Origin of the sequence: Bacillus sp. EKM202B, assembly GCF_011066025.1 — a bacterium.
GTDB classification, from domain to species: domain Bacteria; phylum Bacillota; class Bacilli; order Bacillales; family Bacillaceae_G; genus Bacillus_A; species Bacillus_A toyonensis.
The window spans coordinates 75,479-94,717 of record NZ_JAAMNK010000011.1 but is presented as its reverse complement, the minus strand read 5'-3'; the positions used below and the strand labels follow the sequence as shown (position 1 = coordinate 94,717).

Annotated in this window: 25 protein-coding genes and 1 pseudogene; 15 read left to right on the top strand and 11 right to left on the bottom strand. The window is 34.0% G+C overall.

Translation table 11 applies throughout. The features are described 5' to 3' along the window. Nucleotides 1-120 precede the first annotated feature (120 nt). A complete protein-coding gene (locus G9F74_RS15450) occupies nucleotides 121-684 on the top strand; it encodes a beta-class carbonic anhydrase (RefSeq protein ID WP_000838170.1) in 564 nt (187 codons plus the stop codon). Here G9F74_RS15450 and yidD read toward each other — a convergent pair. Further along, complete coding sequence (gene yidD, locus G9F74_RS15445) at nucleotides 681-917, bottom strand: membrane protein insertion efficiency factor YidD (protein ID WP_000809334.1); 237 nt, start codon at nucleotides 915-917, stop codon at nucleotides 681-683. The two genes, G9F74_RS15450 and yidD, sit on opposite strands and share 4 nt — an antisense overlap. Before the next feature lie 128 nt (nucleotides 918-1,045). Here yidD and luxS point away from each other — a divergent pair, with 128 nt between their 5' ends. The 4 genes from luxS to G9F74_RS15425 all read left to right on the top strand — a co-directional run bounded on the left by luxS (nucleotide 1,046) and on the right by G9F74_RS15425 (nucleotide 3,525). Then, a complete protein-coding gene (gene luxS / locus G9F74_RS15440) occupies nucleotides 1,046-1,519 on the top strand; it encodes an S-ribosylhomocysteine lyase LuxS (RefSeq protein WP_001141371.1) in 474 nt (157 codons plus the stop codon). 236 nt (nucleotides 1,520-1,755) lie between these two features. Continuing rightward, nucleotides 1,756-2,517, top strand: coding sequence for a MerR family transcriptional regulator (locus G9F74_RS15435; RefSeq protein ID WP_000362244.1), 762 nt, complete (start codon nucleotides 1,756-1,758; stop codon nucleotides 2,515-2,517). Further along, complete coding sequence (locus G9F74_RS29860; RefSeq protein ID WP_000148147.1) at nucleotides 2,514-3,209, top strand: DMT family transporter; 696 nt, start codon at nucleotides 2,514-2,516, stop codon at nucleotides 3,207-3,209. Before G9F74_RS15435 ends, G9F74_RS29860 begins: the two co-directional genes overlap by 4 nt. A 1-nt stretch (nucleotide 3,210) precedes the next feature. Beyond that, nucleotides 3,211-3,525: a DMT family transporter gene (locus G9F74_RS15425; protein ID WP_000312334.1), complete on the top strand. Its 315-nt coding sequence runs from the start codon at nucleotides 3,211-3,213 to the stop codon at nucleotides 3,523-3,525. Nucleotides 3,526-3,550: 25 nt separating this feature from the next. Here the strand turns inward: G9F74_RS15425 and G9F74_RS15420 are convergent, their stop codons facing one another. From G9F74_RS15420 to ytzI, 4 genes are all read right to left on the bottom strand, one after another. Beyond that, complete coding sequence (locus G9F74_RS15420) at nucleotides 3,551-3,781, bottom strand: DUF3953 domain-containing protein (RefSeq protein WP_000957183.1); 231 nt, start codon at nucleotides 3,779-3,781, stop codon at nucleotides 3,551-3,553. Between the two features lie 342 nt (nucleotides 3,782-4,123). After that, nucleotides 4,124-4,354, bottom strand: a complete 231-nt coding sequence (locus G9F74_RS15415) for a DUF3953 domain-containing protein (RefSeq protein ID WP_000911975.1) — start codon at nucleotides 4,352-4,354, stop codon at nucleotides 4,124-4,126. A 13-nt stretch (nucleotides 4,355-4,367) separates the two neighbouring features. Next, a complete protein-coding gene (locus tag G9F74_RS15410) occupies nucleotides 4,368-4,598 on the bottom strand; it encodes a DUF3953 domain-containing protein (RefSeq protein ID WP_000946673.1) in 231 nt (76 codons plus the stop codon). A 1-nt stretch (nucleotide 4,599) separates the two neighbouring features. Continuing rightward, a complete protein-coding gene (gene ytzI, locus G9F74_RS15405; protein ID WP_000472801.1) occupies nucleotides 4,600-4,749 on the bottom strand; it encodes a YtzI protein in 150 nt (49 codons plus the stop codon). Between the two features lie 83 nt (nucleotides 4,750-4,832). Here ytzI and G9F74_RS15400 point away from each other — a divergent pair, with 83 nt between their 5' ends. From G9F74_RS15400 to G9F74_RS15390, 3 genes are all read left to right on the top strand, one after another. After that, entirely contained in the window at nucleotides 4,833-5,150 is a 318-nt protein-coding gene (locus tag G9F74_RS15400) for a hypothetical protein (RefSeq protein WP_000412304.1), read from the top strand. Between the two features lie 84 nt (nucleotides 5,151-5,234). Next, nucleotides 5,235-5,714 carry an antimutator 8-oxo-(dGTP/GTP)ase gene (gene mutTA / locus G9F74_RS15395; protein ID WP_000276384.1) on the top strand — a complete coding sequence of 160 codons (480 nt, stop codon included), beginning with the start codon at nucleotides 5,235-5,237 and terminating at the stop codon, nucleotides 5,712-5,714. 104 nt (nucleotides 5,715-5,818) lie between these two features. Further along, complete coding sequence (locus tag G9F74_RS15390) at nucleotides 5,819-6,358, top strand: DUF3267 domain-containing protein (protein WP_000361300.1); 540 nt, start codon at nucleotides 5,819-5,821, stop codon at nucleotides 6,356-6,358. 72 nt (nucleotides 6,359-6,430) lie between these two features. Here G9F74_RS15390 and G9F74_RS15385 read toward each other — a convergent pair whose 3' ends face one another. Next, complete coding sequence (locus G9F74_RS15385; RefSeq protein WP_000617321.1) at nucleotides 6,431-7,102, bottom strand: HAD family hydrolase; 672 nt, start codon at nucleotides 7,100-7,102, stop codon at nucleotides 6,431-6,433. 93 nt (nucleotides 7,103-7,195) lie between these two features. On the opposite strand from G9F74_RS15385, the gene G9F74_RS15380 reads away from it, so the two are divergent. Continuing rightward, complete coding sequence (locus tag G9F74_RS15380) at nucleotides 7,196-8,299, top strand: hypothetical protein (protein ID WP_016109244.1); 1,104 nt, start codon at nucleotides 7,196-7,198, stop codon at nucleotides 8,297-8,299. Nucleotides 8,300-8,538: 239 nt separating this feature from the next. Then, complete coding sequence (locus tag G9F74_RS15375) at nucleotides 8,539-8,766, top strand: hypothetical protein (RefSeq protein WP_000849116.1); 228 nt, start codon at nucleotides 8,539-8,541, stop codon at nucleotides 8,764-8,766. A gap of 34 nt (nucleotides 8,767-8,800) precedes the next feature. Here G9F74_RS15375 and G9F74_RS15370 read toward each other — a convergent pair whose 3' ends face one another. Genes G9F74_RS15370 through G9F74_RS15360 form a run of 3 tightly spaced genes read right to left on the bottom strand, consistent with a single transcriptional unit; the run spans nucleotide 8,801 to nucleotide 11,383 of the window. Beyond that, a complete protein-coding gene (locus G9F74_RS15370) occupies nucleotides 8,801-9,607 on the bottom strand; it encodes an ABC transporter permease (RefSeq protein WP_000368773.1) in 807 nt (268 codons plus the stop codon). Further along, nucleotides 9,600-10,364 (bottom strand): ABC transporter ATP-binding protein, encoded by a 765-nt coding sequence (locus G9F74_RS15365; protein ID WP_000009038.1) that lies wholly within the window; start codon nucleotides 10,362-10,364, stop codon nucleotides 9,600-9,602. The genes G9F74_RS15370 and G9F74_RS15365 overlap by 8 nt, the downstream gene beginning before the upstream one ends. 11 nt (nucleotides 10,365-10,375) lie before the next feature. Beyond that, nucleotides 10,376-11,383: an ABC transporter substrate-binding protein gene (locus G9F74_RS15360; protein ID WP_000733218.1), complete on the bottom strand. Its 1,008-nt coding sequence runs from the start codon at nucleotides 11,381-11,383 to the stop codon at nucleotides 10,376-10,378. A gap of 120 nt (nucleotides 11,384-11,503) precedes the next feature. On the opposite strand from G9F74_RS15360, the gene G9F74_RS15355 reads away from it, so the two are divergent. The 3 genes from G9F74_RS15355 (at nucleotide 11,504) to G9F74_RS15345 (ending at nucleotide 14,554) form a co-directional block, all read left to right on the top strand. After that, the gene (locus G9F74_RS15355) at nucleotides 11,504-11,800 is read left to right on the top strand and encodes a DUF3986 family protein (protein ID WP_000873109.1); all 297 of its coding nucleotides are present in this window, start codon (nucleotides 11,504-11,506) and stop codon (nucleotides 11,798-11,800) included. An 11-nt stretch (nucleotides 11,801-11,811) separates the two neighbouring features. Then, nucleotides 11,812-12,042, top strand: coding sequence for a hypothetical protein (locus tag G9F74_RS15350; protein ID WP_000227439.1), 231 nt, complete (start codon nucleotides 11,812-11,814; stop codon nucleotides 12,040-12,042). A 403-nt stretch (nucleotides 12,043-12,445) separates the two neighbouring features. Then, a complete protein-coding gene (locus tag G9F74_RS15345) occupies nucleotides 12,446-14,554 on the top strand; it encodes an LTA synthase family protein (RefSeq protein ID WP_000050732.1) in 2,109 nt (702 codons plus the stop codon). A gap of 385 nt (nucleotides 14,555-14,939) precedes the next feature. Here the strand turns inward: G9F74_RS15345 and G9F74_RS15340 are convergent, their stop codons facing one another. Both G9F74_RS15340 and G9F74_RS15335 read right to left on the bottom strand, forming a co-directional pair. Continuing rightward, complete coding sequence (locus G9F74_RS15340) at nucleotides 14,940-15,749, bottom strand: alpha/beta fold hydrolase (RefSeq protein ID WP_000498281.1); 810 nt, start codon at nucleotides 15,747-15,749, stop codon at nucleotides 14,940-14,942. Nucleotides 15,750-15,776: 27 nt separating this feature from the next. Next, nucleotides 15,777-16,529, bottom strand: a pseudogene (locus G9F74_RS15335) (catalase); the annotation flags it as partial. 182 nt (nucleotides 16,530-16,711) lie between these two features. Here G9F74_RS15335 and G9F74_RS15330 point away from each other — a divergent pair. Then, nucleotides 16,712-17,965 (top strand): ATP-binding protein, encoded by a 1,254-nt coding sequence (locus tag G9F74_RS15330; RefSeq protein ID WP_000664869.1) that lies wholly within the window; start codon nucleotides 16,712-16,714, stop codon nucleotides 17,963-17,965. Continuing rightward, nucleotides 17,962-19,179: an ATP-binding protein gene (locus G9F74_RS15325; RefSeq protein WP_001032640.1), complete on the top strand. Its 1,218-nt coding sequence runs from the start codon at nucleotides 17,962-17,964 to the stop codon at nucleotides 19,177-19,179. The genes G9F74_RS15330 and G9F74_RS15325 overlap by 4 nt, the downstream gene beginning before the upstream one ends. Nucleotides 19,180-19,239: the final 60 nt, after the last annotated feature.

Below are 19,239 nucleotides of genomic sequence, written 5' to 3'. Positions count from 1 at the left end.
AATTATGTCGGTTATCTGAAAATATCTCATTTTTACTATAAAGCAATATCCTTTTTGAGTTTTTCAAATTTTGGTACACTACATATGTAATGTAAATGAGAGAAAAGAGGGTTCTGTACTATGAAGTCATTAGAAGAGATTTTACAATACAATGAAAAATTCGTTGAAGAGAAAAAATACGAAGAGTATGAAACAGGAAAATTTCCAAATAAAAAAATGGTAATTATCTCTTGTATGGATACTCGTCTTGTTGAATTATTACCGAAAGCGATGAATATGCGTAACGGTGATGTGAAAATTATTAAAGTAGCAGGCGCTGTTATTTCCCATCCATTCGGAAGTATTATGCGTAGTATTTTAGTTGCTGTATACGAACTTGGTGCCGATGAAGTTTGTGTAGTTGGTCATCATGATTGTGGTATGGCAAAAATTCAAGCAAGCAGTACAATTGAGAAGATGAAAGAGCGCGGTGTAACAGATGAGAAATTAGATACACTTCGTTATTCTGGAATCGATTTAGAAAGATTCCTACAAGGGTTCTCTAGTGTTGAAGAAAGTGTAGAACATAGTGTATCAATACTTCGCAATCATCCATTACTTCCAGAAGAAGTACCTGTTCACGGTCTTGTTATAGATCCTGATACAGGAAAATTAGATTTAGTTGTGAATGGTTACGACAATTAAGAATTTACTTTGTCATCCTTTTTATCTGGGACAGGATCAAATCCTCCCGGGTGGAAAGGGTGACATTTTAATATACGCTTACAAGTAAGCCAAAAACCTTTCAATGCACCATGCTTTTGAAACGCCTCTAATCCGTAATGAGAACAAGTCGGATAAAAGCGGCACGTTGGCGGTGTCATCGGCGAAATAAATTTTTGATAAAAGCGTATAATTCCAATGAAAATCTGTTTCATAATGGTCTCCTTTTCAGCATATTCTTAAAGTATTATAGCACGACTGTACATAATACTTTACTAATGTGCATTTCCGTTATATCATATTGGATATAACGGAATTAAATTAAAAGCGGGAGAGATGTTGTATGCCATCAGTAGAAAGCTTTGAATTAGATCATACGATTGTAAAGGCACCGTATGTAAGACATTGCGGAGTTCATAACGTAGGTAGTGACGGTATTGTAAATAAATTCGATATTCGTTTTTGCCAACCGAATAAACAAGCAATGAAACCAGATGTTATTCATACGTTAGAGCATTTATTAGCATTTAATTTACGTAAATATATTGATCGTTATCCGCATTTTGATATTATCGATATTTCACCAATGGGCTGCCAAACAGGATATTATCTTGTTGTAAGCGGAACACCAACAGTTCGTGAAATCATTGATTTATTAGAACTAACATTAAAAGATGCGGTTCAAATTACAGAAATTCCAGCTGCAAACGAAACACAATGTGGCCAAGCGAAGCTTCACGATTTAGAAGGAGCACAACGCTTAATGAACTTCTGGTTAAGCCAAGATAAAGACGAACTTGAAAAAGTATTTGGATAAAGAAAAACTGCCTGTGAAAAGGCAGTTTTTTTATTTGTAAAAGAGAAAAGTACAGGTTTTATAGAAAAACAATGAGTTTCACTTATGAGCATTTTTAAGAAATGAAAGGCAGTAGGTGAATATATTAATGAGAGCTCCTGTTTGAAAAACAGGAGTTTTTTGTGTGAATGGAGTATTGACTTTAACGTATACGTCAAAGTTTATAGTGAAGATAAATAAGGCGTGAGGAGGAAACGATGGATAAGTATAGCATTGGTGAAATTTCAAAAGAAACAAATGTAACGACGAGAACACTTAGATATTATGAGGAAATTGGATTATTAAAACCGTCGTACGTTGCTGAGTCAGGATATCGTTACTATTCAAAAGATGATGTAATTACATTGCAACAAATAACAACGTTTAAAAAGCTTGGTTTTAAGCTTTCGGAAATAAAAAAAGTGTTAAAAGAGGAAAAGGGGAATTCAGAAGAAAGATGGAAAAGTGCAATTCAAAATGAAATTCAAACAATACAAGCGGAAGTAAAAAGATTACAGGACTTAGAAAAACTATTATATACAGCATTTCATTCCATTGAATTAACTGGAGAGCTTAAAACAGAAGATTTAATGTTATTCATAAAATCAGTACAGGGAATTGAGCAGAGAGAAAATTTCCGACAAAAATATTTTACGGAGGAAGAACAGAAGGTTATAGAGGATTTACCAACACTTGAAGAAAACGATGAAAGAACAAAAGAATGGTTACAAGTATTAAGAGAAATTCGTCAGCGTATAAATGAACCAGTAGATTCACCGGAAATTCAAAAATTAGCGGAAAGGGTAGTGGCCTTTTCAATGCACGTATTTCATGAAGATGAACAATTAATAAATAAGTATTGGGATTTAATTAAACCTGAAGAGGGAGAGATTGCAAGAGTATACGGACTTGATTTAGAAACGATGAATTATTTAGAAAAGATGATGGATTGTTATTTAAAAAAGGAGGAGGGTAAATGACGGGCACGGGAAAAGAGAAGCTATATGGAATTAAGCATGCGCGGATGGAGAGGCAATATTTTTATAAGCATCTGGGGATTTTCATTTTTGCACAGCTTCTATTTATTTTTATAGTAGGGCTTGTACCAGCTCAAGAGTTGCCAAGCGGTTCCTATTTCCTTCATATGAAAGAGTGGATTTTAAATAAACAAATTGGATTTTATAAAAATGAAACGATTAATACGATTACAAGTGTCTGGACATCAGTGCTTATTATTCATTTTATATGGGCGATGTCTTACATTCTTTTTCCGAAAAAGAAGCGTAATTCTTCGAAACAAGAAACAAGAGAAGAGATAAAAGAAGAAGTGAAAAAGAAAAAGGAGATTAGCATAAATAGGGCGTGGATGTATTTAGTATTTGGGGGCTTAATTGAAATATATTGGGCGACAGGATTAAAAACAAATTCAATGAGTATTTTGACACTCATTGCAATTTTAGTGAGCTTTCAACTACTAATTGAAGCAACTAAAAAAATTCCAATTGGTACGGCATATTCAGTATTTACTGGAATTGGTACAGTTGGAACGATATTGGTAGATATTTTATATTTCAAAGAACCATTTTCGCTCATCAAAATTTTCCTCGTTTGCTTATTGGCACTATTTATTATCGGATTGAAATTTAGTGGGAATAAGGAAGAGGTGAAATAAAGTGGCATGGATCTATTTAATTATAGCTGGGCTCTTTGAAATTGTCGGTGTAATTGGGATAAAGAAAGTAGCAAAAAATAATAGTTGGACGAATAATATTATTTTAATAGGTGGTTTTATTATTAGTTTTCAATTTTTAACGATGGCGCTTCAAGAAATTCAGTTATCGATCGCATATGCAGTTTGGACTGGAATCGGAACGCTCGGGGCAGCAGTTGTCGGTATTTTATTTTTTCAAGAACCTAAAAACGCTTTTCGGATTATTTGTATCGTTGGGATTATGGGGACGATTATTGGATTGAAAGTAGTGAGTTAAAGAAGAGCACACAAGCTCTTCTTTTTTATGGAAGTATGTCAGAAATCCCAACGAAGAAAGTGATTATCCCAACTATAAAACAAAAGATAGCTTTCGGTTTTTGCTTTTGTTGTATTTCAGCAACTCCCGAAAGAATAAATGTGATGCTTAAAAGGATAAATACATAAGAGAAAAGAATAGAAATTCGTGTAAAAAGACTAAAAAAAGCAAGAATAAAAGCAATAGCAGATAGTAAGATTCGAAGGTTTGTTAGCATAGTATCCTCCAATTTATTAACTGTTTAAAAAATCCAAATTAGTGAGAGGTAATGGTCAGTAGGTGATTGGAAATTACATGTTATCTTTAGTGAAAGTAATTCGATATTACAATGAAGAGCATAAGACTAGAAACGAAAAAATGCGAGATGCCCATTGATTTTCTTCCGGATTTCAGTTCATTAATTCCTAGAAGAATAAAGAAACAACTGAGAGCAAATTGCATGTATGGGAGAAGTGTGAAGTTGTCGGTAGCAAGAGAATAAGTGCAAAGAGAGAATGTGAGAAGCATGAAAAAATAGCGTAATCCAGTTAGCATTGTATACCTCCTTTAAAGAGACTATTTATCGAAATATTTCTGAGAAGCCAAGAAATAAAGCACCAGCTCCTGCTAACAGAGCAAGTATACTACCACCTTTTTGCTGTTTTAAGATTTCCTCTATACTAATAACGAAAGCCATCATCCCTAAAAAGATGAACATATAAGGCATAATTTCTCTATTACTAGTAAAGAAACTATAGATTGCTATACATAAAGCAATAAGTGAAAAAGTAATTCGCAATCCTTTTAGCATACATGTATCCCCTTTATTTTATATAGCTAATGATAAGAACAATCCAAATGAAAGCACCGGCAACAATACAAATGAATCCTGTTCCTGAATCCTTCTTTTTTATTTGTTCCATTGCAATGAGGAACATGAGAGCTCCTAATAAAAATTGTGAAAGTGGTAGAAAGTTATTTTGACCTGTATAGAGCCCGATTATCGACATTATGATCACAGTGAGTGCGATTGCAATGCGAAGTACACGAAGCATATTATGAATCCTCCTTATTATTTTTTGTATAAGGATTATCTTCTGGTTTATCAACGGAATGTTTGTATGCATAGCCTTTATTAATCGTCATGACGGAGAGTACTAGTATGACTAGGACGATTATAATACCGATAATTAATATTTTGAACATGAAATCCCTCCTTTTCTTTATTTTACATAATTTTGTAATTGATGAAAACAATAGAAACTAAAAGGATGAAAGAAGGGTGTTACATGGAGAAGAAAAAAACATATTATATATCAATAGGTAATGGTCAAATTTCACAAGTGAAGACGGCAGATACGTACAATTTTGAAGTTTACGCAAATGATGAGGAAATTACGGAGTTAAGAGCGTACTTTGATCAAGCATATGTAGAGGATTTAGGTTCATTTGTACGGTCTCACGTTCCATTTGTTGAATATCATCACGATTCAAATAATGATCGATATGATGAACAACTACAAAAAGCATATAAAATGATTTACGAATTAGGAAATCATGAGACGAAAGAATTAGTCGCACAAATGGGAATAATCAATGGATTGTAATTGGATAATATTATGCAGAAAAGCGAGAATATGCTACAATTTGTGGTAGGAAAAACTTGTAACCATCAATAGGGGAGTAATGGCATGTACAAATTTAAAGATTATTACCACAACACTGTACAATTATCGTTTGAACGTTATCCATTTTCTCCTGAGCCAAAGCATGTTTGGGTTGTATGCCGGTACGGGGATCAATGGTTATTAACGCATCATTTACGTCGCGGTCTTGAATTTCCAGGTGGTAAAGTAGAACTAGGGGAAACACCGGAAGAAGCGGCGGTTCGAGAAGTTCATGAAGAAACCGGCGGCATAGTTTCGGATTTAACTTACTTAGGACAATATAAAGTATCTGGAAAAGACAAAATAATCATTAAAAACATTTATTTTGCAACAATTAGTGCGGTAGAAGAACATACGCATTACGAAGAAACGAAAGGGTCTGTTTTATTAAAAGACATTCCTGATAACATTAAAACTGATAGAAAATTTAGCTTTATTATGCGCGACGATGTATTAGCGCGTACGATGAAACATATAGAAGAAATCGGCTGTTTTACGAAGTAAAATGGCCGGTTTCTTTTTTTGTTCGAGAATGTAAATATATCTTTACATAATTTGGGTATATTATACAATTTTGTAAAGATGTATTTACATTTTAGGAGGAGAAGATGGATAAAAGAAAAGAAACGACTGTTACTGTTTCGATGGTTAAATTAAATATCTATTCATTTTTTATAATATTAGCTCTAGCGATTGGAATTAGTTTTTTACATGCGCTTTTTTCAGGCGGGTTTCAAGTTGAAATTACATTGCCCGTTATGTTTCTTTTAATTATTGGAATGATTGTTCTCGTTTGTATACATGAAGCGATACATTTAATAGGATTTCGCTATATCGGAGGTGTTCCGTGGAGTGAACTAACATGGGGTGTCAATTGGAAATTAGGTGTAGCATACGCTCATTCTAAAAAAGAAATTACAGTAAAGCAAATGAAGAAAGTTTTAATGTTGCCATTTTTGCCTACTGGAATTTTACCAATTGCAATTGGATTAGCGATGAATGTTCAAGCGATCTCATTTTTAGGGGTTCTACTAACAGCAGGTTGTATTGGCGACATTTCTCTGTATCAAAAAGTTTCAAAGTTTCCAGATGATGCACTAGTAAAAGATCATCCGAGTAAACCGCAGTTTACAGTTTATGAACAATAAAGGAAGAGGAGGCGTTTTTAAATAACGGCCTCCTCTTTTTGGCGGTAAATCGCTTATATAATTTATTTACTATTACCTTGTTTTTATCTCTACCTCTAAAAATGAAAGAACATCTAATAAATCATCTATCACACGTGAATGCTCGAAGTCACCCCAAAATAAATCTCTCTTCCAAACGCCAAGAATTCCTACTTGTTCAGAACCGAGCGCGTCGTTTTCTGGATGATCTCCAACGTAAAGACATTCTTCGGCTTTTACATTCAGCTTTTGTAAAGCACGTTCGAAAATTTCAGGATGAGGTTTTTTGATTCCTTCCGCTTCTGAAACGAGAATTGTATTTGTATACGTATGTATGTTTAATGCTCGAAGGTTGCTCATTTGAAATTCAGTAAAGCCGTTTGTAATTATACCAATTTTAATGTTTCGCTGTTTTAATTGTTGAAGTAGTTCATGCATGTCTGGGAAAGGAATACAATGATGTCGGAAGTTTGTAATGTAGTCGTGCAACAGTTGCTCTGGCGTTAAAGTGGTAATGTTGTATTCGCAAAGGAGAGTGGAATATACCTTATCTTTCCACGTGTAACCATTATTATCGAGCTCGAGAAAACGAGAGCAATACTCGAATTTTTCTATGTTTATCAAATGAAAGGCGAAACGATTATATTGATCACGAATAAATTGCTCTAGAGATTGGCGACGATCTAATAGTGTTCCATCTAAGTCAAATAAGACTGCTCGAATCATGGGAAACCTCCATACAGTTTTTATAATTAATTATCGCATATTCGTTAAAAAATGATTATGATATTTTTGTAGAATGGAATAATGGAGGGGCGTATGAAAAAACTGTATGGCAAGTTAGTGTGTTTTATGATTTCAACGGGCTTAGTAGCTGGATGTGATATGTCGGAGCAAACTTCAAAAAGAGAGAAAAAAGATGCGTGCGAAACGACAGAAGAATGTGCACAAATAGGTGATAAGACGCTTCAAAAAGTATATAAAAAAATAGATGGACTTTCAGAACTTGAAGTACTAGAGGATTATGTTTTAGAAGGAAATTCAAGTAATGATATGAAAGAAGCGGAAATGAAAAAAGAGGATGATGAAAATTATTTCTTTTTAGCTTCTTATTATATTGATGGTGATGAAATTGTAGATCCGTATTTCGATAAACTAGATCAGAAACGATTGAATAAGGCGTTCGCAGAAGATAAAGAAGCGAAAGAAGAGATACTAAAACAACGTCAAGATAAAGCGTATCATCAATCATTATGGGAGATGTATAGCACTCTTATTCCAGCTAAGTATCGCACTGACATAAAAGAGTTTGACATGGTAACAGATGGTTACGATGGAATTGTCGCCCACGTTATCCCGAATGTAGAGTATCCGAAAGAGTGGACCCTTAGTTTAGATACGCTTGATTCTGCAGTAAATATTGATCAAGTGATGAAAACATTAATACATGAGACAGCACACGTATTAACACTCGGGCATAAACAAATATCAGTAAATGAAAAATACTTAAAGGCTTTTGAAGAAGAAAAAGATATTTCATCATACCAAAATAAATGTAAATCTCTTTTCTTGCAAGAAGGATGTGCGAAGGAGAGCTCTTATATAAATCAATTCCATAATTTGTTCTGGAAACCAATTGAGCAGGAGTGGACAGAAAAGAAAGTGGAAGAAAGCGAAGAAGCTCAAATTGAATTTTTTAAAGAGAAACAAAATGAGTTTGTTTCTCTTTACGGGACGACAAATGTAGCAGAAGACATTGCAGATACATTTACAGCGTTTATTTTACAAGATTCAAAAAAGGTGGAAGAAGGAACGGAGTTAAAATATAAAAAAATTGCGTTTTTCTATCAGTTCCCTGAGCTTGTAAAAATGAGAGCGGAAGTGTTAGCTGGATTATATGATGTTTCGAAAACGATAGAGTAACCAATTGGACACGAATGTGAGCTATGTATCCGATATATTTTAGCCAAGAGAAAACGTGAAGAATTTTAGTTCTTTACGTTTTTTATGTTGAGAAAGTTGAAAATTCTGTCTTTTTTAAAAAAGAAGAAGGAACTAGTGCTATAAAAGAGAATTAGTATAAAAATGTCACAATTTAGACACAATTATAATGCGCGTGTTGTAGGGACTATAAGTTTACTCTCGAGGAGGTAATGAAACGTATGAAAACGATTCTTGCTGTTGCTGGTCTCATTTGGGTAATGTCTCACGGTTTTCCGATTTTTGAAGGGGAGCAAATTCGTAGTGCACTAAATAAAAAGTTCAACGATTATCATGTAATAGATCGAAAAGATAATGTCGTTACAGTACGTGTGAAAGACTGTTTCCATACAGTTACGGTTGCGGATGGAAATGTTACAAATGAAACAAAAATGTGTGATAAAAGGTAAAAGAAAGAAGCTGACTCTAGCATATTGTTTTGAGTCAGCTTCTTTTTCGTTTTCCGATTAGAAGTTTTTCAAATGCTTCTACAAACACATACATCAGTGTTGCGAGAACACATGTGAGTAGCACACTCAGTAAGACGAGTGTGAAGTTAAAGACTTGGAATCCATAGCTAATTAAGTAGCCAAGTCCTTGTTTAGAAACGAGAAGCTCACCGAAAATAACACCGACCCATGATAATCCAACGTTCACTTTTAGCGTTGAAATAATTGCAGGGAACGATGAGGGGAGTATAACTTGCTTATAGCATTGCCATTTATTTGCGCCAAATGTGTCCATTACTTTTATATAGTTAGAATCGACTTCTTGAAATGCGCTGTAAATAACGAGAATGGTAATGATGATGGAAATGATTACGCCCATTGCAATAGACGATGAAATATTAGGACCGAAGATTACAATGATAATAGGGCCGAGTGCGACTTTGGGCATTGCATTTAGGACGACGAGATATGGATCAAGAACGCGAGCTAAAAGTGGTATCCACCAAAGGAACGTGGCAATAATAGCCCCGAGTACTGTTCCAAGAATGAAGCCTACTCCTGTTTCAAGTAGCGTCGTCCATATATGAATCCAAAGCGAACCGTCAATCCACTTGCTAAGAAAGAGATCCCAAATACTCGACGGAGAGCTAAAGAGTAAAGGATCAATCCATTCGTTTTTGCTAGCTATTTCCCATAATGCAAAGAAAAGAATGAGCAGTAAAAGTTGTAGCGAGCGAGCAATCCATGCACGCCTGCGTTCTTTCTTTCGAAATTGTTCATGTAGCTGTTTTATATTATCCAAGGCGCTCCAGCTCCTTCCATATGTCTTGGAAAAGGGCTGGAAAGTCGTAGTGATGGCGCGATTCTAACGGTGATAAGGAGCGAATACTTTCTGGGACGACGAACGTTTTTGCAATTTTCCCAGGATTCGCTTGTAGTAAATAAATACGATCACTCATCGCAATTGCTTCTTCAATATCATGTGTCACGAGTAAAGATGTTTTTTTAAAGTTACGTAATAATGTGAAGACGAGATCCTCTAGTTTTAACTTTGTTTGATAATCGAGAGCGGAAAATGGTTCATCTAACAATAAAATTTTTGGATCAGTCGCTAATGTTCGAACGAGTGCAGCGCGTTGACGCATACCACCGGACAATTCACGAGGATATTGCTGTTCTACATCATGCAAACCGACTTGTTTTAAAAGCTTTAAAGTATGTTCTTTCGTTCGTTCATCATAAATCTTTCGAATATGAAGTCCAAGCATAATATTTTCTTCAATTGTTTTCCACGGAAACAAGTAATCTTGCTGGAGCATATAACCCATAGATGGACTTTTTGTTGTAATTGGTTCACCATCTAAAAATACGATACCTTCAATTGGATCAAGTAGCCCAGCGATAATCGAGAGAAGCGTCGTTTTGCCGCAACCACTTGGACCGAGTATAGAAATAAATTCTCCTTCTTCCACTTGTAAACTCATATCTTCGAGAATTAGTTTGGCGTTCTCTTTTGCGAAAAAGCAGTGAGAAACGTTACGTATTTGTAAAAAACTCATACACTTCGCCTCTATTTCTTAATAACGCTTTCGGCAATTTTCGTATTGACGAGCGCTTCATGTGGGACTTCTTTTTGTAATTCACCAGCGTCTTTCATAATAGTTTGGAGCTGTTTCCATTCTTCCGCATCTAATAGCGGATTTGTCGCATAAGAATGTTGCTTTTTATACCGTTCAATTACTTTTACTGTAATGTCTTTTGAAGTGTCTTTAAATAACGGAGAAACGGCATCAGCGATCTCTTCGGGACTATGTGTATCAACCCATTGCTGCGCTTTATAGAGCGCACGTGTGAACTTTTCAGCAGCAGTTTTATCCTTCTTTAAGAAACTTTCTCTTGCCATGAACGATGTATAAGGAACAGTACCAGATTCATTTCCGAACGAAGCGACGATATAACCTTTACCTTCTTTTTCGAATATACTTGCAGTCGGTTCAAAGAGCTGTACAAATTCTCCCGTACCAGATGCGTAGGCATTTGCGATATTAGCAAACTCGATGTTTTGAATTAAGTTCGTATCTTTGTGAGGATCAATGCCATTTTTCTTTAAAACGTATTCTCCAACCATTTGCGGCATGCCGCCTTTACGCTGACCTAAAAACGTAACACCTTTTACGTCATTCCAATTAAAAGAATCTAGCTTCTTACGTGAAACTAAAAATGTCCCATCTGTTTGTGTAAGCTGTGCAAAGTTAATAACAGGGTCTTTTGCTCCTTGTTGATGAACGTAAATAGACGTTTCAGAACCGACAAGAGCAATATCAATTCCACCAGATAATAGGGCGGTCATCGTCTTATCTCCGCCAGCTGTTGTTTGTAGGTCAATATTTAGTCCTTCATCTTTAAAAAAACCTTTTTCAATCCCAACATATAACGGTGCATAGAAAAGAGAATGGGTAACTTCGCCGACGCGAATGTTTTGAGTTTGATCTTTTGGCCCTTCTTTTTTACTACTACAAGCAGCAAAAGTGAAAACAGTTAGTAACATGATGCAAAAAACAGCTATTAATTTTTTCACTATATAACACCTCCTAGAAGTCACTCTACAAGCATGATATGTAGGTAAGTGCCCATATGTGAGTATAGATAGCAGGAATTTTTTGAGTGATAAAGAAGTACAAATATAAGGGGTGATAAAATGAAGTACGAATATGATGATAGCGTACATTTACATCTTGATTATTTCGGAACAGAATGTGATATGGAATCGATTGCTTATAAGAGGAAGAATGAAGACGTATGGGATGTGTATTTTAATTTTGGAGTATACGGTATTCAGAAAGAGGATGTAGAGTTAGGAAGGTTTATGGACGAATATGCTGGTCATTACGTTTTTTCTGTACATGCTCGTGATTTAAGCTGGGAATTTGGAAGTGCTCAGTTTGAGGAGTGGGTTTTGAGAAATCAGATAGTAGAAAAATCACTGCAAAAATAGGTAGGGATTTTGTGGTCGATTTTCTCATTTTATTGTTCATTTTCGTAGTTGGATTTTTTATTATACAATTGCTCATTTACCGATTTGCAAAGAAAAGCATTCAAAAATATACAAAAATGAAATGGATGCATATGTGGCTACATATGCATATGGAAAAAGGTCCGAGATTAGATTTTTTTGATTTTGTATTTATAGTAATCGTATGTATTATATGGAGAATGTGGATAGTTTCTCTTTTATAGTAGATGTTTCAACACGTTCTTAAAGGCATCATGATTTGTCCTCTTAGTTTGTAAGGAATAAAAAATAGAAATCAAAATACGAAGCAAAACCTGCAAGTTTGATCAGGTTTTGCTTCGTATTTTAATTTGCATAATAAATAGATTATATCTCCTAAAATAACGGTGAATTTTAACTTTTTTTGAAGGTAGAATCCTTTTGTAATATAGTTTGTATATGCAGTATTTTTGTACTTTTTAGAATCTGTTTTGTTGTAAAAAGTACGAAAAAATGTTATTTTTTAAGGGGTATTTAAGGTTATATATATATAATAAAAATAGATATAAAGATCATAAGTATAATGTTTTTTACTGATGCGGGGTGAAATAGAGAGAAGAAAACAAGAAGAGAAAAGAGGGAAATAAGTTGAGTTTGGATTTTGTAGTTCAGCAACAAAGAAGAAATGAATTTCGTTATAATTTTTCTGTTCAGCAAGAAAGAAAGAGCCCATTACTTTCTTTCATTATTAGCGGAATATGGACTGTTTTTTTAGAAACGTTGTTTGTTATTACATTAGGCTATTTCGAATTAGAGAAGACGAAGTTATTTTTTAATGAAGGAATCACGTTAAGTATAATTACTATAATTTTATGGAGCATACTATTTTTTATTGATTATTTGAATAAAGGGATAATCAATAAACTTAGACCAGCTATAAGAGTTCATATTTTATTGCTGCCAATAGCTCATTTAATAGTTTTTATTTATATATTCATACAAGAATATATGAATTTTTTGCTTGTGAATAACTGGATTTATTTGCAGTATACACAGTACCTATTCAGCGTTTTACTCATTTATATGGTGTATATTTTAGTTTACAATTCAATTGGAAAAATTTTACTAAGTGTAATGTTAACTAGTTGTTCTTTTATTATTTTAGGGATTGTTAATTACTTCAAGAGTATGTTCAGAGGAGAGCCGCTATATCCATCTGACTTTACACAAATAGGGCATATGCAGTCAGTTATACCAATGGTTATGGATTATTTTAGTTTGAAAAATATATTAATAGGAATCATTAGTATAGTTGTATTTGCATTTGTTGTTTTTACTATTCGAAAGCATATTAAATCTATAAAAATCCATATCGGTATGCGAATTGTTTTAATATGTACATCTCTGTTTATGGTGTATGCGTTTAGTAATTACCCTAATACATTTGTGAATAAGTTATTTGTAAAGGGTGGGGTATACTTCCCTTTATGGAATCAAAATATGAACTATGGTCAAAATGGCTTGGTTTTAGGATTTTTAAGTAACTTAGATACGACAGTTATTCAGGAACCAGAAAAATATTCAAAGGAAAATATGCTTCAAATTGCGAATGACATAAAGAAACAATATGGTGTTAATGTGAGTGAACAAAAAAAAGCCGAGAAACCGAATATTATATTTCTGATGAGCGAGGCTTTTTGGGACCCTACAAAACTAACGAATCTTTCATTTAGCGAAGATCCAGTCCCGAATCTACATCATTATATTGAGAATTTTCCAGGTGGACAAACAATAGCTCCTACATTTGGGGGGAATACAGCGAATACCGAATTTGAAGCGCTAACGAGTTATTCAATGAGTTTGTTAATGCCCGGTTCTATACCGTATCAACAAGCTGTTACAGGTCAGAAAGAAATCCCATCTATTGCAAGTGAATTGAAAAAACAAGGATACTATGCAAGTGCAATTCATGCTTTTGATCGCTCATTTTACAAACGAGATACTGTATATAATGTATTTGGATTTGATAACTTTAATGCAGAAGATACGATGAAGCATAAAGAATTAGCTGGGGACAATGTTAGTGATTTGTCTATGAGTAAAGAAATAATAGATGAATTGAATAAGAGAAAACAGCCTACATTTATTCATGCGGTAACGATGCAAAATCATTTTCCATATAATCCGGGACGATTTGAAGAAAATCAAATAGAAGTTAATGGATTAACAGAAGATGCATCGAAGGCAGAATTAGAAATATATACGGAAGGTGTAAGGCGCTCCGATGAAGCTTTAAAATATTTAATAGACCAGCTTGATGAATTAGAAAGACCTACTTTATTAGTCTTTTTTGGAGATCATTTACCAGTACTAGGGACAAATAAGGCTATTTATAAAGAGGCTGGATATATAGAGAATGAAGAAACTGTAAGTGAAAGATTATCAATGGCAGAAACACCATTGTTAATGTATGCAAATTTTGATATACCAAATGACAACTTAGGTTTAGTAAGTCCAATGTATTTCTCAAATCTTGTTTTTGATTACGCAGGATTAAATAAATCACCATTTTATCAATTTTTATCGGGATTATATAAAGAAATCCCAGTGCTTAGAGATGAATTAAAAGTTGATAAAAATGGCGAAGAGATTAAAGACTTAACAAAGAAACAAAAAGAAATGTTAGAGCAATATAAAATGATTCAATATGATTTACTCGTTGGAAAGCAGTATAGTAAAGATATACTCTTTAAATAGGGGAAACAAAAAAGGACTTGTATAGGATACAAGTCCTTTTTTCATAGTATTTAACGGGGTAACCAGACAAGCTGGGTTTAGGGAGTATTACTTGTACATTTAGTATAAACAAAAATGTAATCGTTTTATTAATTGATTTGTGAGAAATGTGTGAATTTTATTTTGTGAAAACTTCATTCACTTCAACAAATAACCTATAGGGCATATACTTTCACTTTCTTTGAAAAATAAGTTGTAATGATATTCGATGGGATAAATTAAAACAGGAGATGAGAAGATAACAGAATGTATCATTCGTATCGTAGTTATTCTTACTTACGAATGGGCCGGTTTAATTGGGTAAACAAAAAAGATAGTTAATAAAAAAGAATTTGCTGTAAGGAAACTATGAATTTAAAAATTTTATAAGTTCTGCATTTAATTCATCTGCTTGGTCGATTGGAGAGCCGTGACCACTATTTGTAAGAGCATGTAGTTGAGCATTTTTAATCCGTTTTTGCGTGAGTTCAGCACTTTTGTATGGGATCAGTTGGTCGTGAACGCCGTGGAATATTTTTGTTGGAACGTTAATTTTACTTAAGTCTTTCGTTACGTCTTCGTTTGCAGCTGCTTGCAAAATTTTGATGAGAGCATAGGAAGCGGACTGCATACCGAGATAAGAAAACCATTCAAGGGTTGCAGCTCCTAAGTTTCTATTGAAAAATGATAAAGATACATCACTTAAAAATTTTGGTAAATTTACATACATTTGATGAATGAGGGTATCTGCTTGTTCTTTTGGTACACCGTAAGGGGACTCTTGATTTTTCACGAAAGAAGGAGAGACGGCATCAATTAATGCGAGCTTAGAAATACGACGCCCATTGTAGCGAGACATATAGCGAATAGAAAGAGCACCGCCGACTGAAAAACCGACTAACGTAGCATTTTCTACTTGGAGTGCTTCCAGAACAATTGCAATATCATCAGCTAATCGGTCATACGTGTAACCAGTCCATGGCTTATCAGATTGCCCATTTCCGCGTATATCCATGGCGATGCAGCGAAAGCCGTGCTCCGGTAAAACATTGAGTTGATATTGATACATTTGATGATTTAAAGGCCAGCCATGGACGAAAAAAACAGTTTTACTACCGGGACCGGGATTAACGTCTTGCACAAAAATATGAACATCTTTCTCGACCGTAACAAACATGAAGTATCCCCCTTATATGTGTTAGTATGCTCTATCCCAAATTAACGAATGAACGCCGAGCTTTGGCTTCCAGTGGAATTTTACGAATCGCGACTTTCCATTTTTATTAACGAAACGAAATGTATGAACGCCAAATCCTTGCATCATTCGAAAACTTCTTGGAATTGTACGGTCGGACATAATCCACATCATCATTGCAGCTGATTCTTGATTATTGGCGATGAAGTCCCAAAAAGTATCATGTGCTGTTTGGCCCTGTGGAATTTCATTATGTGGCTCTGGTTTAAGGGCGTGAATAAGATCAGGAAATTTAATACCATCTTGAATGAAGAAAATTGGTATGTTATTTCCTACTAAGTCGAAATTTCCTTCTTCTGTATAAAATTTAACAGCGAATCCTCTAACATCTCGATTCGTTTCATTGGCTCCTTTTGATCCCGCTACTTCAGAAAAACGAACGAAAAGTGGTGTTGTTTTTGAAGGGTTTTGTAGAAAGTGTGCCATTGTTAGCTCTTCTAAAGATTCATATAACTCAAAAATGCCATGTGCTCCGTATCCTCGTGCATGAACGACTCTTTCAGGAATTCGTTCACGATCAAAATGAGAAAGCTTTTCTCGCATAAGAAAATCTTCCAGAAGGGTAGGGCCACGATCACTGGCAGTTAAAGAGTTTTCATCATTTGAAATTTTAACACCTGTATTTGTTGTCATCTCCTTCCCTTCATTTTCGGGTGTAAAGGATTGGAGCTGTTCTGTCTTTTTATTTTTTTTGCCGTCCATATAAAACACCTCCCATAATATACGTATTATTGATTGTAGTTTTTATGCTTGCATATAGTCTGAAGATATTACACTGTTGGTATGATTTTCCTCAAATGTTCGATTTATCTTTGTTTGTCTATGAAAATCATTTATTATAATAAATGGTATTCTTCGAGATATTATTTTGAAGGGGTGTTAAAGTGAAAGAAAGTTTTCTATCATATAAAGAAGAAGAAAGGAATGCAAAAATTTTCTTATGGGTGCTATTTGTTACTGTTACTGCATATCAAATTTTCTATGCAATCGTATTAGAAAATAAATCACTAACGGATAAGGGACATAACATACTATGGCAAGTTATTTGTGGAACAGCAATACTCGGCGTGAATATATATTTAATAAAAAAAGAGAAAGCAAACCTTGTTAAATATACATGTTTATTTGCATACATAGGGATAGAAATGGCTAATATACTTTCGTATATTCTTTATAATAAGGCGGCATTTGATGGGGTAAATATAATAGAAATTATTCTCATTTTCTTTGTACCTATATTTTTAAATAAAAAGTATTTTGTGTTTTTACTTGCTACGATTATAGGGAAATATGTGATTTATTTATTTGTATTAGAGGAAGTAAAAGCGTTTATGTTTCTTATTATGTACACACTTTTATTAATAGCTGCATACATCATTTTAAATCGATTTTTACAATATCTTTCAGCTGTAAAGGAAAGTATTAAGATTGCTAGTGAATCACAAAAATTAGCAGTGATCGGAAAAATGGCAGCGACAGTCGGGCATGAAATTAAAAATCCACTTGCTTCGTTAAAAGGATTTACACAATTACAGCGAGAGAAGCATGAAGATGATCCTATTTATAAACGAATGATCTTTGAAATAGAAAATATGAATAATATGATAAGTGAGTTAATGGAAGTTGCTACATGTAAACCTTCTATTTATGAGAAACATGATGTAGGAAAAATTGTATTACAAGCAGTAAAAACTCTTCGCGAAAAAATGAATGAATCAAATGTTCAACTTATTTCTAATGTGGAAGAAAAAACAGTGGAAGTTGAATGTGATGAACGAAAAATAAGAGGAGTTTTTTTATATGTCATAAATAATGCTCTGGAGGCAATGGAGCAAGGTGGCATTTTAGATTTGCGATTAGAAAATAAAGGGAAAGATTATGTGATGATAAGTATAATCGATAGTGGTTACGGTATTAAGAAGGAAAATTTAGCCCGTGTGACAGAGGCTTTTTATACAACGAAACAAGATAAAATTGGTCTAGGACTTACGGTAGCGGATCGAATTGTTGCCGAGCATCTTGGTGAATTATGCATTGTAAGTGAAAGAGATATTGGAACAAGAATAGACATCATTCTTCCAATGAAGTTTGGAAATTATGAAATCCAAGTGGAAGAAAAGCTAGGAGTTACCATATGAATAAAGGCTATATATTTAAAAATGAAGAAATAAAGGCACTCAAAGTATTTTTAAGCTTATTTTTTATTATATTTTTTGTATATGATCTTGCCTATGAATTTATCGTACCTTTAATAGGGGGAGAACAAGAAGGAGTAGGAAAATTCGAAGATGGTTTAGGTTTATGGCTCTATTTTTGGATGGTGATATTGTTTTGCATCGGCATATATTTTATGAAATGGAAGAATCCATTTGCGGTAAAGTATATCATTTTAATTGGCTATAATATATTAGATTTTATCCATAATATTATGATTTATTCTGGTAGTGATGCTGAGTTTGATGGTGGAAATATAGTAGAAGGATTTTTCATTTTATTTGCACCAATCTTCGTGAGTAAAAAATATTTTTGGTTAGTTATAGGGATAATTGTTGGAAGGTACGCTCTTATTGGAATCATTATTCAATCTTCTCTCGTTTTAATCCCAATGGCATTATGTAGCGTATTCTCCATTATATGTTGGATTATATTTTTGAGATTCCAGTCTTACATTCGTACGATTGAGATGATGGATAAAGAAATAAAACAAACAGAAAAGCTAGCAACTGTTGGAAAAATGGCAACAGTTATTGGCTATAAGATTAGAAGACCTTTAGCAACTTTAAAAAAACTTGTGAATAAACAAGCGAACAAGCATCCCGAGGATAAGATTTATAGCGATATTATGAAGCAAGAGGTAGAACGAATTCATACAATTACTACAGAACTTAGTGGGTTTGAGAAATCTAAATCGCTAGAATCAGAAACTCATAACATACAAGAAATTATCGCTTATGTTATTCGGGTTATGGGTAAGCCTGCTTTAGAACAAGGGGTGCACATACAAGGTATTTACAGTAAAGACATACCGTCAATTACATGCGACGAAAAACGATTAAAACAAGTATTTTTTAATTTAATCAAAAATGGGATTGAAGCAATGTCAGTTGGTGGGACGATTACGATTAAAGTTACCGTAGAAGATGGAATCGTCGTTCAGGTGAAAGATGAGGGGTGCGGCATTCCAAAAGATAAAATTCCAAAGTTAAATGAAGCTTTTTACACAACGAAAGAAACGGGCACAGGTTTAGGGTTAGTAGTTACAGAAAAAATTATTAAAGACCACAACGGTAAAATGAGCTTTGAAAGTGAAGTTGGAGTTGGAACGACGGTAAAGGTAATGTTGCCGATGTAATGATAAAATATTCGAAAAAGGGAGATTACTTACTTGAGAGCGATCTCCTTTTTTATTCTG

What these genes read in the sequence shown, in the direction of transcription:
- G9F74_RS15380 (WP_016109244.1), top strand. Translation starts at nt 7,196, where the DNA reads ATGAAAAAACTGTATGGCAAGTTAGTGTGTTTTATGATTTCAACGGGC.
- G9F74_RS15340 (WP_000498281.1), bottom strand. Translation starts at nt 15,749, where the DNA reads ATGTTTGTTACGGTCGAGAAAGATGTTCATATTTTTGTGCAAGACGTT.
- G9F74_RS29860 (WP_000148147.1), top strand. Translation starts at nt 2,514, where the DNA reads ATGACGGGCACGGGAAAAGAGAAGCTATATGGAATTAAGCATGCGCGG.
- G9F74_RS15400 (WP_000412304.1), top strand. Translation starts at nt 4,833, where the DNA reads ATGGAGAAGAAAAAAACATATTATATATCAATAGGTAATGGTCAAATT.
- ytzI (WP_000472801.1), bottom strand. Translation starts at nt 4,749, where the DNA reads ATGTTCAAAATATTAATTATCGGTATTATAATCGTCCTAGTCATACTA.
- G9F74_RS15390 (WP_000361300.1), top strand. Translation starts at nt 5,819, where the DNA reads ATGGATAAAAGAAAAGAAACGACTGTTACTGTTTCGATGGTTAAATTA.
- G9F74_RS15435 (WP_000362244.1), top strand. Translation starts at nt 1,756, where the DNA reads ATGGATAAGTATAGCATTGGTGAAATTTCAAAAGAAACAAATGTAACG.
- luxS (WP_001141371.1), top strand. Translation starts at nt 1,046, where the DNA reads ATGCCATCAGTAGAAAGCTTTGAATTAGATCATACGATTGTAAAGGCA.
- G9F74_RS15325 (WP_001032640.1), top strand. Translation starts at nt 17,962, where the DNA reads ATGAATAAAGGCTATATATTTAAAAATGAAGAAATAAAGGCACTCAAA.
- G9F74_RS15355 (WP_000873109.1), top strand. Translation starts at nt 11,504, where the DNA reads ATGAAGTACGAATATGATGATAGCGTACATTTACATCTTGATTATTTC.
- G9F74_RS15420 (WP_000957183.1), bottom strand. Translation starts at nt 3,781, where the DNA reads ATGCTAACAAACCTTCGAATCTTACTATCTGCTATTGCTTTTATTCTT.
- mutTA (WP_000276384.1), top strand. Translation starts at nt 5,235, where the DNA reads ATGTACAAATTTAAAGATTATTACCACAACACTGTACAATTATCGTTT.
- G9F74_RS15410 (WP_000946673.1), bottom strand. Translation starts at nt 4,598, where the DNA reads ATGCTTCGTGTACTTCGCATTGCAATCGCACTCACTGTGATCATAATG.
- G9F74_RS15365 (WP_000009038.1), bottom strand. Translation starts at nt 10,364, where the DNA reads ATGAGTTTTTTACAAATACGTAACGTTTCTCACTGCTTTTTCGCAAAA.
- G9F74_RS15385 (WP_000617321.1), bottom strand. Translation starts at nt 7,102, where the DNA reads ATGATTCGAGCAGTCTTATTTGACTTAGATGGAACACTATTAGATCGT.
- G9F74_RS15450 (WP_000838170.1), top strand. Translation starts at nt 121, where the DNA reads ATGAAGTCATTAGAAGAGATTTTACAATACAATGAAAAATTCGTTGAA.
- G9F74_RS15415 (WP_000911975.1), bottom strand. Translation starts at nt 4,354, where the DNA reads ATGCTAAAAGGATTGCGAATTACTTTTTCACTTATTGCTTTATGTATA.
- G9F74_RS15375 (WP_000849116.1), top strand. Translation starts at nt 8,539, where the DNA reads ATGAAAACGATTCTTGCTGTTGCTGGTCTCATTTGGGTAATGTCTCAC.
- yidD (WP_000809334.1), bottom strand. Translation starts at nt 917, where the DNA reads ATGAAACAGATTTTCATTGGAATTATACGCTTTTATCAAAAATTTATT.